Source organism: Pseudoalteromonas sp. GB43, from assembly GCF_054923805.1.
The window spans coordinates 192406-210576 of the sequence record NZ_JBPCHJ010000003.1 but is presented as its reverse complement, the minus strand read 5'-3'; the positions used below and the strand labels follow the sequence as shown (position 1 = coordinate 210576).

The following is an 18171-nucleotide window of genomic DNA, read 5'->3' as shown; positions in this document are numbered from 1 at the left end:
TTACAAAAATGAATACAGTAATTAGTAAAAAATTTTTAGCCGTAGTAATTAGCTGCCTGTTAGTTGGGTTTACTACAAATCATGATGCTTTTGCACAGTCGTCAGATGGAACTGGTTCTGTCACAAACGTTTCGAAACAAGAAGAAAAAGAACATCAAGATGAGCATGAACACGAAAAGGGACATGAAGAAGATAAAGGTGACCATGACGAGCACGGCCATGAAGGTGGTAATAAAGAGGGAGAAGAAGGACATGAAGAAGGTATCACTATTGATCCAAAGAAGATGTCGCTTGCTAACATTAAAGTGGAAAGTGTTAAGCCTGAATATCAATTTAGCACCGTATATGCACCAGGCGAAATAAAAGCTAATGGCTATAAAAGTTATGTGGTATCGCCACGTACAGAGTCAGTCATTATTAGTCGCCATGCAGCGCTTGGAGAGCATGTAGAAATAGGTCAGAAGTTAGTTACATTATTTAGTGAAGCAATGGCACAAGCACAGGCTGACTATTTAATCGCTTCAACCGAATGGCAACGTGTGAAAAAGCTGGGTAACAAGACGGTGAGTGAAAGTAGATTATTACAAGCAGAGACTACATACAATGCGAGTTACGGGAAGCTTATTGCTTTAGGGTTAACTGAAAAAGCAATAGATGGCATTTCTAACAAAGACATAAAAGCGTTTGGGCAATATACATTAATTGCTCAGCGTGAAGGGGTTGTACTTCAAGACGATTTTATCCAAGGGCAACGTGTTGATGCTGGTGATTCAGTAATGTTGTTAGCAGATGAAAAACAACTATGGGTTGAAGCAAAAGTTTCTCCAAATAAAAAGCTGAATTTATCAATTGATTCTCCTGCGGTACTTAAATTAGAAGGCCAGAGTTACAATGCCAAAGTTATCCAAGAAGCCCATACAATTGACCCTATTACTCGTACTCGAATTATTAGGTTAGGAGTAGATAATTCGGATGATAATCTTCATTCAGGCATGTTTGTAAAAGTTTACTTTCAGTTTGCCACAAAGCAGAAAGTGATGGCTGTGCCAGAAGAAGCATTGATCCGCAGCGCAGATGGTGATTGGACAGTATTTGTCGAAGACCACCCTGGAGAATTTAAAGCTGTAGAAATAGAACTAGGCCGAGCCTTAGGTGGTTTTAGAGAAATCATTGGCCTTGATAGTGGAACGCGAATTGTAACTAAAGGCGCATTTTTTGTTGCGTCTGAAATCGCTAAAGGCGGATTTTGATCCGCACAACCACTAGGGAGCAAGACTATGTTTAATAAAATAATAGATTGGTCTGTTAATAATAGACTCCTGATTTTGATTGCGCTGTTTGCCACTATGGTTGGTGCAGTTATGGTGATCCCAAAATTAAATTTGGATGCCTTTCCTGATGTTACTAATGTTCAAGTTGCTGTAAATACTGAAGCGCCAGGACTGGCTGCTGAAGAAGTTGAACAACTCATTACGTACCCCATTGAAGCGGTAATGTATGCCCTACCTGATGTAGAACAAGTGCGCTCAATTTCTAAAACAGGCTTGTCTGGCGTTACGGTTGTTTTCAAAGAAGGCACCGACATTTACTTTGCAAGACAACTCGTATTTGAGCGTCTTCAAGCCGCAAAAGAACTGATACCAGAAGGTGTTGGGACACCCGAAATGGGACCAAACACCCTGGGCTAGGCCAAGTATTTCAGTATCTTCTTATTTCAGATAAAGGTGCAGGTTATGATGCTATGGCACTCAGGAGTCTCAATGATTGGGTAGTAAAATTACTCGTTATGCCTGTCGATGGAGTCACTGATGTATTATCTTTTGGTGGTAATGTTAGGCAATACCAAGTCAATGTCGATCCATCTAAGCTCTTAGCATATGAACTAACGCAAGAAGACGTTGTTGGTGCCCTAGATAACAACAATGCGAATGTTGGCGGATGGTACATGAACCGTGGGCAAGAGCAGCTTGTGATTAGAGGCACAGGCTGGTTTGAGAGTGGTGAGGCTGGCATCAGTAATATCAAACAAGTTCCCGTTAAAACAGTAGATGGTACGGTTGTTACGGTTTCAGATATTGCTAAAGTTGAAATGGGCAGTGAAATTCGTCAAGGTGCTGTCACCATGACGCGCAAAACCGAAGACGGTAAAGTCGAAAATTTAGGCGAAGTTGTCTCTGGCATTGTCTTAAAACGCATGGGTTCAAATACTAAAGCCACCATTGATGGTATCAATGCAAGAATTCCATTAATTAATCAAGCATTGCCAAAAGGTGTTCGCTTTGAGCCTTTTTATGATCAGGCTGATTTGATTGAAAAAGCGGTAAATACAGTGGTTGATGCACTATTACTAGCATTTATTTTCATCTGTATTGTATTAGCACTATTTTTAATGAATTTACGTGCAACCTTCTTGGTATTAATATCTATTCCAATTTCAATTGGTATCGCGTTAATGATCATGGCTTGGTGGGGCATTTCTGCAAACCTTATGTCACTGGGTGGCATAGCGGTCGCTATTGGTATGCTTGTAGATGGCTCAGTGGTTATGGTTGAAAATATGTTTAAACATTTAAATAGACCTGACGCGACACATTCGAAATCGGTAAAGGAACGTGTTCCAACTTCTGACGCAGATCCGCACGATGTAGAACACGATGAGCACGGCATTAAATTACGTCTGCAAAATGCAGGTAAAGAAGTGGCTCGTCCCGTCTTTTTTGCTGCCTCGATTATTTTAGTCGTATTTGCGCCATTGTTCAGCTTTGAAGGGGTTGAAGCAAAGTTATTCCAACCTATGGCAATAAGCATCATCTTAGCCGTTGTATCTGCGATTGTGGTTGCGTTGTTTATCGTACCTGCACTGGCAACTTATTTATTTAAGTCAGGTGTAAAAGAGAGGGAAAGCTTTGTTCTTAGGTCATTAGACAAACTCTACAGAAAAGGGCTTACATTCGCACTAAAACGCACCAAGTTAGTCATTTCAGCCGCACTTATATTAGTTTTCTCTGCCTTTGCATTAGTTCCATTAATTGGTACTGAATTTGTACCTGAGTTAGAAGAAGGGACGATAAACTTAAGAGCAACGCTGGCACCTTCTTCCAGTTTAGATACCGCGCTCACTGTGGCACCAATTCTAGAAGAAAAACTAATGGCTTTTCCTGAAGTAACCTATGCATTAAGCCGAATTGGTCGAGCCGAAATAGGTGGAGATCCAGAGCCTGTGAATAACATAGAAATTTACATAGGGTTGAAGCCTGTTTCTGAGTGGACCAGTGCATCTAATCGATATGAACTTCAAGGGAAAATGGAGAGATCTTTAGAGGAGTTTCCTGGCTTACTACTAAACTTTTCTCAACCTATTGCGACTCGTGTTGATGAGTTACTATCTGGCGTAAAAGCTCAGTTGGCGATAAAGTTATTTGGCCCTGAGTTAGACGTTTTAGCAGCTAAAGGACAAGAGATCGAAGCGGCTATAAAGAGTGTTGATGGTGCAAGAGATGTTGCTCTTGAGCAAATTGCAGGTGAAGCGCAACTTGTCGTAAAACCTAATAGGCAAGAGCTATCGCGCTTTGGACTTTCAGTTGTTGATATAATGGAAGTTGTGCGAGATGGTATTGGAGGGGTTGAAGCTGGACAAATCATCAAAGGCAATGAACGTTATGATATTTACGTGCGTATTGAAGAAGAGTACCGACAAAATAAGGAAGCTATTTCAGATATTCGAATTCAGTCACCAACAGGCGCCTGGGTACGCTTAGGTGATGTTGCAACTGTTTCATTTGAATCAGGTCCTCCTCAAGTAAGGCGCGATGATGTTCAAAGGCGTGTCGTTATTCAAGCAAACGTTCAGAATAGAGATATGGGTAGTGTAGTAGCCGACATCAGAAAAGTTATTGCTGAGAAAGTTGACCTACCTTCAGGTTACTCGGTAGCAATAGGTGGCCAATTCGAAAGCCAGCAGCGTGCTCAAAGCAGACTAGCTATCGTTGTACCTCTATCTTTAGCGCTAATTGCATTGTTACTTTACTTTGCTTTTGGCTCTGTTGGTCAAGCTATGCTGATATTGGTCAACGTGCCGCTTGCTGTAATTGGCGGAGTTTTCTCCTTATATTTATCTGGACAATACTTGTCTGTACCAAGCTCCGTTGGCTTTATTACCTTATTTGGTGTAGCGGTATTGAATGGGGTCGTTATGGTAGAAAGTATCAACCAACGTATTAAAGACGGTCTAGAAGCATCTAAAGCCGTTTTTGAAGGCGCTACTTCAAGATTAAGACCTGTACTTATGACTGCTATAACATCAGCTTTAGGTTTGATACCGATGTTAATGTCTAATGGTGTTGGTGCAGAAATACAGCGCCCATTAGCGAGTGTTATTGTTGGCGGCTTGGTAACTGCAACACTGTTAACATTATTTGTTTTACCTGTTTTATATCGCTGGTTTTCAGAGAAAAAAATAAAAGAGCTATCCAGATAAAATTACTGTGAACTCTAACCCCACGCTAAAGTCACGTTTAGCGTGGGGTTATTGAGTAGATGAACGAAAAGAAAGATTAGATTTAACAATAAACTAATAGTCATGACTGCTTTGTCGGAATATTTGTCGTTAAACAGGCCAAAGCTAACTTCCGCTTTCGTATCTTTGCAGTCTTAATCTCTATGTGTCTCAAGGTCGGATTATGGCACAGACTGTGTGAAAACTCTGATCACCTTTTGGTCTAAGTATGTTCTGCTTATGATCTATTAATCTATACATTTAGTTCACTTAATATACTGATATTTATATAATTAGACTATTGATTCAGTTGAGGGTTGAGGCAGTATGTCAAAGTTTATAAGCGGTGAAAGTCGTGACCAATCAACGTTATTTCCAGAATCGTTGGAAGATTACGTCAGTGAAGATAATACGGTCAGAGTGATTGATGTTTTCATTGAGGAACTAAATCTAGCTGAATTGGGGTTTAAAGGATTAACTTTAAAGTCCACAGGCCGCCCTAAGTATCATCCAGCCACATTATTAAAACTGTATCTTTATGGTTACCTCAACCGTATTCAATCATCCCGCCGATTAGAAACCGAATGCCAACGCAATATTGAACTGATGTGGCTACTTGGTAAGTTGGCACCCGACTTTAAAACGATTGCTGATTTTAGAAAAGACAACGGAGATGGTATAAAAAATGTGTGCAAAACGTTTGTTGAAGTCTGCCGTCGTCTGAATATGTTTGAGAAACCAGTTGTTGCCATCGATGGTAGTAAGTTTAAAGCTAGCAACAACAAAGGCAATAATTTTACGCCAAGCAAAGTTAAATTCCACATCGACCGAGTCGAAAAGAACATTGAACGTTACCTTGAATTACTTGATGAAGCCGATAAAGAGCAAGCTAACGTCACAAAAATTAAAGCCACAAAAGATAGGCTAGCTGACTTTCGCAGCCAGTTAAAAAAACTACACGAGATTAAAGAACAAGTTGAAGCTCATCCTGACAAGCAAATATCCACTACTGATCCTGATTCACGTTTAATGAAAACTCAAGGTTTTACAAGAGTTGTGAGTTATAACGTGCAAAGTGCGGTTGATACCAAGCACCACCTTATAGTGGCGCATGAGGTGACCAACGTGCCAGATAGAGGCCAGCTTGCGTCAATGACAAAACTCGCACAAAAAGCATTGCGCAAGGAAGATATAAGGGTATTAGCAGATAAAGGTTACTTCAGTCAGCCCGATATAAAAGATACTATCGATTTGGGTGCAGAGCCAATCATGCCCAAGACGGATACATCGTCCTCTGAAAAGAAAGGGATATTTAACCGCTCACTCTTCAAATACGATGCAAATAAAGATATTTACTTATGCCCCGCTGGTAATGAACTTCAAAATCGAATGCAGGTATTTGAGCAAGGTAAATACCTTGATGTTTACTTCAATCACATTGCTTGTCGAGATTGTAAAATAAGAAGTCAGTGCACTAACTCTAAAAAAGACCCTAGTCGAATAAGGCGGTGGGTGCATGAGATTCTGACAGAAGAAATGCTTCAAAAGCTAAAGAATGAACCTGAATTGATGCTTCATCGCAAGCAAACTGTTGAGCACCCCTTTGGCACAATTAAACTCTGGATGGGAGCTACCCACTTACTAACACGAGGTTTAAAAAGCGTGGGGACAGAAATAAGTCTTCATGTCCTAGCTTACAACTTCAGAAGAATGATAACAATTATGGGAGTTAACGGCCTAAGTAAAGCAATTAGAGTAGCGTTGCCATAGCAGTTTCGCTCGCGCGGAGAAAATTGCGATACTGAGAAAAAATCGATCGCAACCATCTTAAATGGTTTCAAACTAAGAACATACCCAAGACAATTTATTAAAAATTAGTTTTCACACAGTCTGGGCACAGAGCCGACCTTCGGCTCTAACTCGTTTTTGTCCAAAAGTGAGTTACAACGAGTATGATACTTTAATATTCAGTTGTAGCTTGATTTGGACTTGATAGTAGCCTTTAGTATGAATTTTTATTTTTAGTCATGTTGAATCATAAGCGGTTCCAGCAGAGTTGCTTGATTGTTTAGCATGAAACTTTAATCCTCTCCTACATTCACTCGCACTGGTAAGCTGAAGCCATACTCATGAATTCATCAACTATCGTGCTTAGCTGGGAAAACCTAGTTTTAACCTCGTATAAGTACATCAAAAGTTTTTGATTGTTGGTTTCGCAATTCAGATAAAAAGGTATGGTTATTAAGTAGTCAGCAAGTGCTGGTGGTATGATTTCAACATGACCGGCATTGTTACGAAGCTCGAAAAACTCTAAGTCACTAACAGCAGAAATGTTAAGCTCATTTAGTTCATCACTTTTGCTCTTAACATACTCAATATCTGCCTTCATTGCCCAAAAAGGTACCCAAGCTGAGTTGCTGAAGTTATTTATAAGTTTTTTAAAATCACATTTTTCAGTCAGGCTACAATCTAAGAATTCTAAATTAGCTTCGTTGATGTCATAAGTTAATGATTTTACAGCCTCAAAACTGTCTTTTATGACACCAGTCTCTTCAGTAGAGGCAAACTTTATACGATGAAGCCAATATAAAACTAAACCATCAGCATACTCGCTGCTTAAACTTTTAAGGTTTATTCCAGCATAACTCTCAACAGGAATAAACTGGCCGTTCCAAGTAACCGGTTCAGAGAACAGAAATGTACCTTGGTTAAGCTTGCCATTAAAGTGATCGATAATAGTTGAGTAGTCAAAAGTTGGCTCTACACTAGAGTTGTCAGCGGGGTGACGTAATTGCAAATAAACTATTGATAAAATAGAGCAAAGTAAAATGGCAATGATAAACCACTTTGAGTTTTGATATTTTGAGTATTTATTCAGGTTTGTAAACATAACAGCCTCCATATATATGCTTAATAATGTACAGGTATACGCAACATATAGAGGCAAAAAAAGCCTAATATTTTTAAAAAATTACTTTTTATCTAAACTCACCGAGAAAACCCCGTGATCAGAACAAAGTGATGTCGCGGGGATGAATAGGTGTCACCCCTGCTCTTGGATATATTTTCGTATAGTCTCTGCGCTTGCATTCCCTACAGAACACACAAAGTACCCATCTGACCAAAATGTTTTCTCTTTCCAAAATTGGTTTTTCAGATAAGGAAATGATTTCCAGATTTTAGCGGTTGTGGCTTGCTTAATCCTCCTTGCGTGCTGGTTTACTGAATATCGAGTGCCGATTGTAATCAGCATATGAATGTGATCTTTGTCTATCTCAACCTCTTCGATCCTAAAGTCAGATGATAGAGAAACATCGAAAACCGTTTTCTTTACAAACTCACCCTGCCTTCCGTTTAGCAGAGGTTTTCTGTACTTAACCACCAAAATTAAATGAAGCGAAATTAGATATTTGCAGTGAGATTTAGTTTCATATTCCATCTTGACAACTTGGCCTTATACAGTAGTCTATACAGTATATGAAAAAGACGCTCAGATACAACTACAGGCTAAACCCTACGCCAGAACAAGAAGTTAAGCTCATTGAGTTTGGTGCGATAGCTCGTGGCATTTGGAATCTGTTGTTGTCTGAAAATATGCGTCGTTATGAATACGATAAAACATTCCTGTTTTACAAAGATATGGCTTCTCTCCTCAAGGAAATTAAGCCATTCGAGGAATTTAGCTGGATTAAAGCGTTTGATTCTGCTGCTGCTCAGCAGGTTGCTCGCGACTTGGAAACAGCGATGAAGAATGCATTTTCTAAAGGTCGTTTGCAGCATTTTCCAAAGCACAAAGTTTCCTACAAAAGGAAGCGGCTTCACAATGATAGCTTCCGAGCGGTCAATAATTCCAACTGTATTCGAATTGAAAATGACGCTATAAGCATCCCAAAAGTCGGTAAAGTGCCAATCGTTCTGCATCGTGAGCTAGTGAGCAAAATTAAGACCGTCACTGTTCAATATCGTCACGGAAAATGGGAATGCAGTATCACTCAGGAAGTGGAATGCAAAACGGCTAAACAAGTTTTGGAAACTATCACTGGCTTTGACATCAACTCAAAGCAAACGGTTGTTGGTTCGAACGGATTTGTGGCCGATAATCCGAAGTTTTTAAAACAGTCAAAAGAGAAGCTAAATCAATTGCAACGCCAGCTTGCACGTCGAACCAAAGGTTCAAATCGCTGGCAAAAAACAAAACAACGCATCAATAAATTACACGGAAAAATCTCAAGGCAAAGGCTGGACTTTGCGCACAAAACTTCACGACAGATAATCAATGAAACTGATATAGCGTGTTTTGAAGATTTAAACGTAAAAGCGATTCAAAAGTTCAATGGCAGCATGGTTGCCGATAACGTAATGGGGCTGATAACTCAGCTTTCAAAATACAAAGCTGAGTTAGAGGGTAAGTTGTATCACGAAATTGGTCGATTTGAGAAGTCCACTGGGATCTGCTCAGAGTGCGGCCAAAACCATGTTTTAACATTGAACGATAGATATTTCACTTGTGTAGCTTGCGGAACGTATCAAAACCGTGATCTATCGTCGGCTAAGAGCATAGAAAAGACAGGTGAATTAGATTTAATTGCGGCTGGCATCGTCGCAAGGGTAGCACCCGTATCTCAGGAGAAACAATCCGTTAAAACGAAAGTCTTCGAATTATCGAAGTTGGATTTTGGATCTGAGAAAAAAGAAGCAGCCTAGCCGTTAAGCTAGACTGTAGAAGCCCAGTGATCAGAGCGAAGCGATGTCGCTGGGTAGTTCACTTTGAGGTTGCTCAGCTTTTCGTAGCTCTACCTCTTTTTTGATCTCAAGCTCTTTAAGCTCAACATCACGCTGGTGAGTGGCTTGAATTGCTTTTTGTTCATCGCTCTTTCTATTCTGCAGTCGCTTTTCAAGTTCATCGAATGCAACAGACACTTTCTCTTCTACTGTTTTAGCACGCAAAGACTGTATTGCTCGGTTATATTCTTCATAAGGCATTTTTACAAGAACATATGCATTTGCTACTCCATCAACATTATACAATTCACGCTTTACTCTCTGCGCACCGGCAACACTAACTTCTTCGACAATTGAATCAATAAGCATATTAATTTGAGTCTCAAGGTTTGAATCTAGAGTCTGGTTTTCATATGAACGCTCTTGGCCAGAGATAAGCTGTTTAAAGCTCTTTGCTACATCAAATTTAGCTCTGAGCTCGGCTGCTTTTAATGCAAAAGGAGGTTTGTTTGATGAACCGAATCCAACGCCAAATACACCTGTTGAGTCAGATTGTGGTACATCTAAGTACCAATCTGGAATACTATTAATGAGTTGGTCCATTTTCTCGGTTTTTTTATCAACTTGCTTTTGGTGAGCAACTTCTATCTGTTCAATTTTTTCATGAATACCGTTACTAGAACATGCTGAAACTGTTAGTACAGTGATCGCGATTAATAGGTGACGTTTTAAAGTTTTCATGCATTTCTCCAAATTTGAATTTCAAAAGTAACGATACAGGATGTTTAAAAACGCGCATTTTTAAAAAAACTTAAATTTGATTAACCAGCAGGACAGTATTTAAGATCCGTATAACCCCCAAATTTGTGAGGGTTATTGAAGAAACTAAAGGATTTTTGCATGAACAAATTCGCCATATTGTTTGGGTTGTCATTTATTTTGCCCAGTAAAGTAATCGCTGTAACTGGTGGAGGAGATCAAGGCGGCCCAGCATATGAAAGTTGGCAAGGGTTGATTATTAAAGATGAAAATCGTTGCTATCCTGAGGTTAAGTTGCAGGCTTGACCATTCCGAGAGCGCTATTTGCTCCCTTACCTTTTCTAGATAGTAAAAACTAACATCTAAACAAATGATGACCTGAGTGTGGCCAACTGAAAACTATTTTAATTTTAAGAGCTGTTAATTTCGTTACTTTTACATTATACAAGTTTATCTTTAGTTTAGGGTGTATTTACATTTACGCATATCTACAGCTTTGTCCTTTCTAGCCATACTTCTCATTCTAAATATTTAATGACTTTGTTTTCTTAGTTGAAATATAGATTAACTTCAGACCTTATTTCTTTCGTCAAACCATCAACAGGATCTACTTACATCGTTATTTAAATATAAAATATATTGTATACAATGATAATTATATGTTACAAAAGTGTTTCTCTTTCCGGGTTGGATAGAGAAAACAATAATTATCAAAGGTAAATTATGAAAATTAAAACATTAATTCTGGCGCTACCTATACTTGGAGCAAGCTCTTTAGCTCAGTCAGCTAACCTGCAAGAGCGCTTGTTTACACCAAAAAATGCAGAAATTGAGCGCACACATCATCACGGTGTAGATCACCAACATAATGAAAAAGCCCCTATAGCTGAGTTGCAAAAGCAGCCGCAACAACTTAATCAATTTATGATGCGCAGCCAAGCCGCCGTTGTCAGTTGTGATTTAGCTGCGATGGCAAGTGCAAGCACTAGTACAATTATCACTGAACTTAAAAGCCAAGGTACTAGTTGTATTAATGAACTTTTTAGTGCGCCATCTTCTATTCAGAGTCAGGTTTATAGTTCAGATAACATGTATGCCGTTGCAAATCATGCTAAGTCACTCTCACAGACTTATGCTGGTGGTGGAGATGTTGATTTAGAAGCGCTGTTTTTATATTTGCGTGCGGGTTTTTATGTTGAGTTTTATAATGCTGACGTGAATTTTAGCTCTTGGGTACAACCTGCAGTAGTTGATGCTATAGATGCATTTGTAAACAATAGCCACTTTTATGATGATAATGATGGACACGGTAAAACACTTGCTGAAGTTATCATAACTATGGATAGTGCTGAGCAGCAGCATCGTTACTTAAACGTAGTAAAGCAGTGGTTAACGCGCTTCAATGAGAGTTATGCTGCAAAATGGAATATGCGCAGCGCTGTTAATGGTATTTTCACGCTACTTTATCGTGGCCAGTGGAATGATGCATTTGTAACCGCTATCGGCACTGATACTGACTTAGTTGCTAAGCTAAGCGCATTTACTCAAAAGCAGTGGATGATAGACTCAGATGCACAATACTTGATTGTTAACGCTGCCAGTGAACTAGCTCGTTTAAAACAATATTCAGGCACGCCAATACAAGAAAGTGTTGATACTGGTTTGAAAGCTATTTTTAGCACCTATAACAGTTTTGGTTATGGTGATGCAGTATGGCTTGCAGCAGCTGATTCTGTAAGTTATTACGCAGATTGTAATGACTACGGTATTTGTGGCTTTGTTGATGAACTAACTCAACAAGTGTTGTCACAAAATTATAGCTGTAGTAGTACTATAAAAATTCGCTCGCAAAATATGACGGCTATTCAACATGCAGCAGCATGTGATGCTATGGGCGCTGAAGAAGGGCTTTTTCATAATAAGCTAGCCACAAATAACACCCCTGTTGCTGATGACAACAATAACTTTTTACAAGTAAATATATTTGACAGTAGTGACGATTATAGCAAGTACGCAGGTGCTATCTTTGGTATAAATACTAACAATGGTGGTATGTATTTAGAAGGTGACCCATCTGTAGCTGGCAACCAAGCTAATTTTATAGCTTATGAAGCAAGTTATGCCAATGCAGAGCACTATGTATGGAACTTAGAGCACGAGTATGTTCACTATTTAGATGGCCGTTTCGACTTATATGGTGACTTTAACGCACCCACAGAAGATATTGTCTGGTGGTCAGAGGGGGTTGCAGAGTATGTTGCTAATTTAAATAACAACGATGCTGCAAAAGCCACTATTAGTGATGGCTCGCGCTATACACTAGCGCAAATTTTTGACACCACCTATGATGGATTTGATCAAGATCGAATTTATCGCTGGGGTTACTTAGCTGTTCGCTTTATGTTTGAACGTCACAACAACGAACTTGATGCTATGTTGGCTCATACCCGCACTGGTAATTGGAGTGCCTATAAATCAAAAACTGTAGAGTGGGCCAATAATTATGAGAATGAATTTGTACAGTGGTGCGATGACTTAGTTGCAGGTACGAGCACTAATACCCCACCAATAGCACAAATTAATGGCCCATATTCTGGCATGCAAAATAACAGTATAAGCTTCACGAGTAATGGTAGTAATGATAGCGATGGTAGTATCGCTAGTTATCAATGGAACTTTGGCGATGGTAGCAGTTCAAATCTGGCAAATCCTACTCATAGTTACACAAGTGCAGGAGAATACACCATAACATTAACTGTGGTTGATAATGAAGGTGCAAGCCAAACTGTCACTACAGTAGCAACTATCGAAGCTGACAGTAGTGTTGATGATGGTGTGCTATTGAATAGCCAGCCAATTAACATCAGTGGCGCTCAAGATGAATTTTTATATTTCACTTTTGATGTTCCTTCAGGCGCCAGCGACCTTATGTTTAATTTAACTGGTGGTACAGGTGATGCGGATTTATATGTAAGTTTTGAAGTAGCACCGAGTGAAGCTATATATGATTGTCGCCCTTACATTGGTGGTAACGAAGAGTCGTGTACTATTAATCCTGCACAAGTAGGCCGATACCATGTGATGGTTAGAGGTTATAATGCATTTGATAACGTTCAGTTAACAGCATCATTTACCCAAGTGACTTCTAACGTGCCAGATGTGTGTGCTAGTCAAGGCAGCCGAAGCAGTGGCCGCTTAAATGATGGCGAAGTAATTTGTCTAGGTAATAGCGATCCTATGTGGTTTAGCATTGCAGATGTTCAAGGCCAAAATGGTATTGCCATCACCACCGCTAATGGTAGTGGTGATTTAAGTCTAAGCTACGCTGCAAGTGGTTGGCCAAATGGTAACAATGAAGTGGCTGAGTCAAATAATAGCGGAAATGGAGAGTGTATTTATATTTCAGGCCAGAGTGAATACTGGGGCTACCTAAAAGTAGCAGGTAATAGCACTGGTGCAAGCTTAGTCGTCGACTTTAACAGTCAAGGGTGTCCTTAGTTAATATATAAACTTAAAGCGTGATCTCACGTACTTTATATAATGGAGTCATCAGTTTTCTGGTGGCTCTTTTTTTATAAAGAAACAAATGCAAAGGTTCATTTATTCAAAGTCAAAACCCCCTTTATCTTTTTTCTGGTGTTTTAAACTAACTATAAATTGAACTACTTGGATGTAAAGTTGATAAATAAACATTCAATTGTACTTACGTTGCAAAAGTGTCGATAAAGCAGACAACTTCAATATTGATGAGTGCATTGAAAGGTAATTAAATTAGGGCATAGATGGCTGAGTATGAAGAGAAAGGAAGCAACTCAGTTAACGCTGGACTAAATAATGGTTATCTAAAGAGAAGCTTAAAGCCACTTTCTTGCGAAAGTGGCGTCGTCCTATTGTTAAGCTTAGGACAAAGTAAGCTCTTGAATAAGGCGAATAGGCTCACCATCAACATTTAAAATGGCCTTTACAGAAATCTGTTGTGGTTTGTCAGTTTTTGTTACTTTGAAGGTGTATGTTTTTTGTTCATAAGGTGCTAAATCAACACTTTTCTGTTGAGATTTTGCGGGAGTGGCTTGCTCGAATGATGTCGAGGTTAGAATAATGTCACCAATTGTATCTCCAGAATAAGGCCCAGATAAATTAAGCTCTACTAACCAATAGTCTTCATGCTCTTTCGTTTTAATTACATTAAACTCAACGCCATTAAACGGGGTTACTCGCTTTGAGAGCGTAGATTGGTGCGTTAACGACTTCCATTTGAGAGTTTGCGCAATAGTAACCTTATCAGCATTTATTTCTGTTGGCAGTGAGATATTATGTGTTCCTGAGCTCAAGCTGCGTTTTAGCTGATGAGTTTTGCTTGGCTTATTAGCACTATTTGTGAGTGTCACTTGTGCAGTAATTTCTAAAGGGGAATCAGTTGGATTGACAACTCTTAAAAAAGGCTTCTGTTGGTGATAATAAATATCAGATTTAACCCCGGAAAGTGTACTAAAACCAGCATTATTTAATGTGGCTATATATTGACTTTCTAAGGCCTCTAGTTCAGAACTGGCTTCATCGTGCAGCTCTATAGAGGGTAATTTTGCTAAAATATTACTCAACTCAAGATCGCATTGTGGTATAAACCCCTCGTGTTGCTGGCAGGTTTTAAAAACTCGGTTTAGTAGATCATAATTTTTAAAAAGCCAAGGGTTTGTAAGCGCATTCTCTGCTGTGATAGGCAACAAGCGAGAAGGGGTAGGATTAAATAAGTAAGGGGTGATTTTATGATTGTTATTTTGACCTAACAAGCTGATCTTTTCGCTGTTAAGTGTTGCAATCATTTGCTTATTCAGGGGAATAGAAAATTGTTGGGTTACTTTCTTACTACCACGTTGAGCGTGTAAGTTAATGCTTAATTGTGCTTGCTCGAGCGTTAGGTTTATTGCAAGTTTCTTATCTGCGATTAATGCACTTTTTATCTCAGGTGTCAGGGCTATTTGCTTTGCTTTAAAGTTATCGTAGCTTTGTGCATTTATAATTAAGTGACTGCCATCTTCAATAAGCAGCATCAGCAATTGATCATCACTTGCCTGCTCTTCACCAACAAAAGTACGGCGATATTTTTGGTTTTTTTGGTTACGCTTTCCTTGTAGTGCTATGCCAATTTTTCCTCGATGTAATTGAGCAGCTTCGAACTCGATTAGCGCGGCCACTTGGTGTTTATTTGCCACATCAATGAGCGAACTCGGCTTTGGAGCAGGAAAGTCCATGACTGGGTGATTAGCCGTTGAGGGGGGGGTAATATCTAACCGCGATAATGCCGTCGATTGAGTGTTACGTAGCCAGTAAGCGTTACCGTCTTGCTCCCAAGGGCCCGATACAATATGGAAGCTAGGCTGGATATTCTCTACAAAATCAGCAAAACCTTGTTCTATTTCCGACCAATTTTTAAAAGTACTCTTAAGCAGTGAGTTAGCTGTTGAAAGTGTGGCTTCGCTGTGTGGGTTCGCTAATCTGAGCTCTTCAATAAAGTGAGCAAAGTACTGTGCCCGTTCAGGAGAGCTTAAAAGGTAATGAATTATAAAAAAATTAAGTCCACGTTTTAGTGCTGGATCGTCATTTATTTCTTCAATTGTAGGTTTATTTGCGCTGTAATATTGTTTTAAACCGGTTTCAATGTAATTCATTGGGGCGCGATCAAATACCATGACGGTGAGTTGTTTTTGCTTAGGATCATAAACATGGTGAGCAATCGAATCAGCTAAACCTTCGGTGATCCAATTAGGTGCCCACGTTGAATGGCCGTTTAATGCCATATGAAAAGCATGCATGGTTTCGTGAATAACTATATAACGCTGATGGTGCTCACGGTGGCTGGGGAAATTATATCCGGCACGGTTATAAAACATAGTTTCACCACCGGCCGTTTTATGTACTCCACGTAAAAAACCATCATCAAGCATGGCTTCTCGTACACGGGAGCGACTACTACCATAAACAACTGCAATGCGTTGGCGCTCAATATTTGGGGGAGCCATACCAAATAAAGCAACATAATGTGGATATGCCATTTCAAGTAGCTCTAAGTATAGCGTGACCTTCTCTTTGGGTAGATCACTTTTTAGCGCAAAGTGCTTACTTACCCACCAGTTGTAGCCCCGACTATTTCCTATTTTGCCATCGCTGTATGTATATGGAATTGTTTTTCCTAAAAACTCAATATCGATATTATTGAGTGTGCTGGTATAGCCCTGGACGGTAATGTTTGCTTGCATTTTACTTGGGCCGCTTTTTATGTTGCCGATATCAGGTTTATTATTCGCACTAGTATTAGGCGTGGGCTGACAGGCAGTGAGTAGTAAAGTTAATAATGTGAGAGATATAATTTTTGTCATTTTAGTTGCTTTGCTTGTATATTGTATGCAATATAAAATACTGCGTTTAATTGAAAAAGTAAACTATGAATAATAACCAACAATTACAATCAGCAGCACAGCAGGAAACTGGTAAAAATAAACAAACTTGGCGTAGCTTTGGGTTAGGTTTCTACTTGGCTAATACCATGGAAATTTTTGAGCGTTTAGCTTGGTATGGCTTTTTTGCAGTATCGTCGGTGTATATGACCACACCCATTGAGCAAGGGGGGGTCGGATTTAGTGATGCAGAGCGAGGCGCCGTGCAGGGGATAATTCCGTTTTTTTTATACTTATTACCTGTGATCACTGGGGCTTTTGCCGATCGCTATGGCTATAAAAAAATGTTTACATGCTCATTTATTGTGATGGCGCCGAGTTATTACTTTTTGGGTCAAGTGACAGACTTTAATTCGTTCTTTATGATTTTAATGTTAGTCGCTTTTGGTGCATCCTGCTTTAAGCCTGTTGTAGTTGGCACTATAAGTCAAAACACTAACGACAGTAACCGGGGTTTAGGCTTTGGTATTTTTTACACTATGGTTAATTTGGGGGGCTTCATAGGCCCGTTAGTGGCTGGGTATTTACGGACTATTAGTTGGGATGCGGTATTTATTATGTCGGCATCTTGGATAGTTGTTAATTTTATTCCATTGCTCTTTTACCGTGAGTCAAGCAGCAAACTACGTAGCAGCATAGGGGCGGCAGCGGTTTTACAGCAAGCTCAACATGTTTTGGGTAACAGCCGTTTCGCATTGTTACTGTTTACCAGTGTAATTATTTTAATGACGGGGGGAGTTAGCTGGTTAACATATACTCAAGCTTTTTCGCTAATTACGATTTGGTTAGCTGCGAACTGGTTATGGGATAAGTGCGTAAGCGTGCAAAAAGCGTCTAAATGGTATCTACAACCGGTGAGGGTTAGCAATCGTAGTTTTGCACTATATTTAGCAATATTAACGGGGTTTTGGACGGTATATAACCAACTTTTTTATACTCTACCTCTGTTTATACGTGACTATATTGATACTCAAGATTTAGTTGCAATCTTGAGCTACTTTAGTCAATCAGCAGTGGATTTTTTTGCTTATGTTGATATTCAGGCTTTAAGTAACAAACTGCAAACACTGGCTGCTACTCATAGTGTAACACCAGTCAAAGAGGTAAATTTAGAGGCTGTGCGTCTAGAGTTAGTCCACTTAAAAGTTAATGTTCCTGTTGCTGAAATAGCGCTATTTTTTAAACAAGCCAGTGCTTCTAGCTTTTCGGCTGAGCAAAGTATGCAATTGGCGCAGCAGTGGCTTAAATACCGACAGGTAAACCCTGAATACCTGATTAATTTAGATTTTGCAGCTATTGTTCTGTTACAAATAATAGTAAGTGTTAAATGCCAGCATTTTAAAGTTATATCTGTCCTAATAAGCGGTTTAATTGTCACAGCAGGTGCTTTTTTAGTGTTGTTATTAATGAGCGCGGGGGTATTACTAAGCCAATTGGGAGGTTTAGTAGTGGTAACGGTTATATTATTAATTGCTTTTGGTGAAATGCTCACCTCTCCAAAAAGCCAAGAGTATGTAGCCAGCATAGCTCCAAAAGGCAGTGCTGCTATGTTTATGGGTTATTACTTTGTATCTATGGCATTAGGCTTTTTATTTGCTGGATTTTTGTCTGGGTGGAGTTATGGTTACCTAGTCAAAGAGATAAAATCCCCCGAAATCATGTGGCTATTATTTGCAGGCATTGCACTAGTTACCGGATTTGGTTTTTATTTATTAGCGCGATACAAAAAGGGCTAAATAA

9 protein-coding genes and 2 pseudogenes are annotated in these 18171 nt (G+C 39.4%); 7 read left to right on the top strand and 4 right to left on the bottom strand.

Annotated features, from left to right (window positions below; translation table 11 throughout):
• The first annotated feature begins 8 nt into the window (after positions 1 to 8).
• The 3 genes and pseudogenes from ACRWSG_RS23025 to ACRWSG_RS23015 all read left to right on the top strand — a co-directional run bounded on the left by ACRWSG_RS23025 (position 9) and on the right by ACRWSG_RS23015 (position 6265).
• Positions 9 to 1266: pseudogene (locus ACRWSG_RS23025) on the top strand (efflux RND transporter periplasmic adaptor subunit).
• A gap of 11 nt (positions 1267 to 1277) precedes the next feature.
• A pseudogene (locus tag ACRWSG_RS23020) lies at positions 1278 to 4477 on the top strand (efflux RND transporter permease subunit).
• Between the two features lie 345 nt (positions 4478 to 4822).
• On the top strand, positions 4823 to 6265 hold the full coding sequence (locus tag ACRWSG_RS23015; protein ID WP_285222153.1) for an IS1182 family transposase: 1443 nt from the start codon (positions 4823 to 4825) through the stop codon (positions 6263 to 6265).
• Positions 6266 to 6593: 328 nt separating this feature from the next.
• Here the strand turns inward: ACRWSG_RS23015 and ACRWSG_RS23010 are convergent, their stop codons facing one another.
• Complete coding sequence (locus ACRWSG_RS23010) at positions 6594 to 7385, bottom strand: hypothetical protein (RefSeq protein ID WP_235404648.1); 792 nt, start codon at positions 7383 to 7385, stop codon at positions 6594 to 6596.
• Between the two features lie 153 nt (positions 7386 to 7538).
• Positions 7539 to 7934 carry an IS200/IS605 family transposase gene (gene tnpA / locus ACRWSG_RS23005; protein WP_462167666.1) on the bottom strand — a complete coding sequence of 132 codons (396 nt, stop codon included), beginning with the start codon at positions 7932 to 7934 and terminating at the stop codon, positions 7539 to 7541.
• 38 nt (positions 7935 to 7972) lie between these two features.
• Here tnpA and ACRWSG_RS23000 point away from each other — a divergent pair, with 38 nt between their 5' ends.
• Positions 7973 to 9199, top strand: a complete 1227-nt coding sequence (locus tag ACRWSG_RS23000; RefSeq protein ID WP_253109369.1) for an RNA-guided endonuclease InsQ/TnpB family protein — start codon at positions 7973 to 7975, stop codon at positions 9197 to 9199.
• A gap of 30 nt (positions 9200 to 9229) precedes the next feature.
• Here ACRWSG_RS23000 and ACRWSG_RS22995 read toward each other — a convergent pair whose 3' ends face one another.
• Entirely contained in the window at positions 9230 to 9958 is a 729-nt protein-coding gene (locus tag ACRWSG_RS22995; RefSeq protein WP_036973842.1) for a hypothetical protein, read from the bottom strand.
• A 159-nt stretch (positions 9959 to 10117) separates the two neighbouring features.
• Here ACRWSG_RS22995 and ACRWSG_RS22990 point away from each other — a divergent pair, with 159 nt between their 5' ends.
• Entirely contained in the window at positions 10118 to 10282 is a 165-nt protein-coding gene (locus ACRWSG_RS22990; RefSeq protein WP_155950875.1) for a hypothetical protein, read from the top strand.
• Between the two features lie 417 nt (positions 10283 to 10699).
• Positions 10700 to 13474, top strand: coding sequence for a collagenase (locus tag ACRWSG_RS22985; RefSeq protein ID WP_036973843.1), 2775 nt, complete (start codon positions 10700 to 10702; stop codon positions 13472 to 13474).
• Between the two features lie 401 nt (positions 13475 to 13875).
• On the opposite strand, the gene ACRWSG_RS22980 is transcribed toward ACRWSG_RS22985, so the two are convergent.
• Entirely contained in the window at positions 13876 to 16353 is a 2478-nt protein-coding gene (locus tag ACRWSG_RS22980) for a hypothetical protein (RefSeq protein ID WP_051501958.1), read from the bottom strand.
• A 65-nt stretch (positions 16354 to 16418) separates the two neighbouring features.
• Between ACRWSG_RS22980 and ACRWSG_RS22975 the strand changes: the two genes are divergently transcribed.
• Entirely contained in the window at positions 16419 to 18167 is a 1749-nt protein-coding gene (locus ACRWSG_RS22975; RefSeq protein WP_235404517.1) for an MFS transporter, read from the top strand.
• Positions 18168 to 18171: the final 4 nt, after the last annotated feature.

Excerpts from the sequence above, each read along its gene's own strand:
- ACRWSG_RS23015 (WP_285222153.1), top strand. The coding sequence starts at position 4,823 with ATGTCAAAGTTTATAAGCGGTGAAAGTCGTGACCAATCAACGTTATTT.
- ACRWSG_RS23010 (WP_235404648.1), bottom strand. The coding sequence starts at position 7,385 with ATGTTTACAAACCTGAATAAATACTCAAAATATCAAAACTCAAAGTGG.
- tnpA (WP_462167666.1), bottom strand. The coding sequence starts at position 7,934 with ATGGAATATGAAACTAAATCTCACTGCAAATATCTAATTTCGCTTCAT.
- ACRWSG_RS23000 (WP_253109369.1), top strand. The coding sequence starts at position 7,973 with ATGAAAAAGACGCTCAGATACAACTACAGGCTAAACCCTACGCCAGAA.
- ACRWSG_RS22995 (WP_036973842.1), bottom strand. The coding sequence starts at position 9,958 with ATGAAAACTTTAAAACGTCACCTATTAATCGCGATCACTGTACTAACA.
- ACRWSG_RS22990 (WP_155950875.1), top strand. The coding sequence starts at position 10,118 with ATGAACAAATTCGCCATATTGTTTGGGTTGTCATTTATTTTGCCCAGT.
- ACRWSG_RS22985 (WP_036973843.1), top strand. The coding sequence starts at position 10,700 with ATGAAAATTAAAACATTAATTCTGGCGCTACCTATACTTGGAGCAAGC.
- ACRWSG_RS22980 (WP_051501958.1), bottom strand. The coding sequence starts at position 16,353 with ATGACAAAAATTATATCTCTCACATTATTAACTTTACTACTCACTGCC.
- ACRWSG_RS22975 (WP_235404517.1), top strand. The coding sequence starts at position 16,419 with ATGAATAATAACCAACAATTACAATCAGCAGCACAGCAGGAAACTGGT.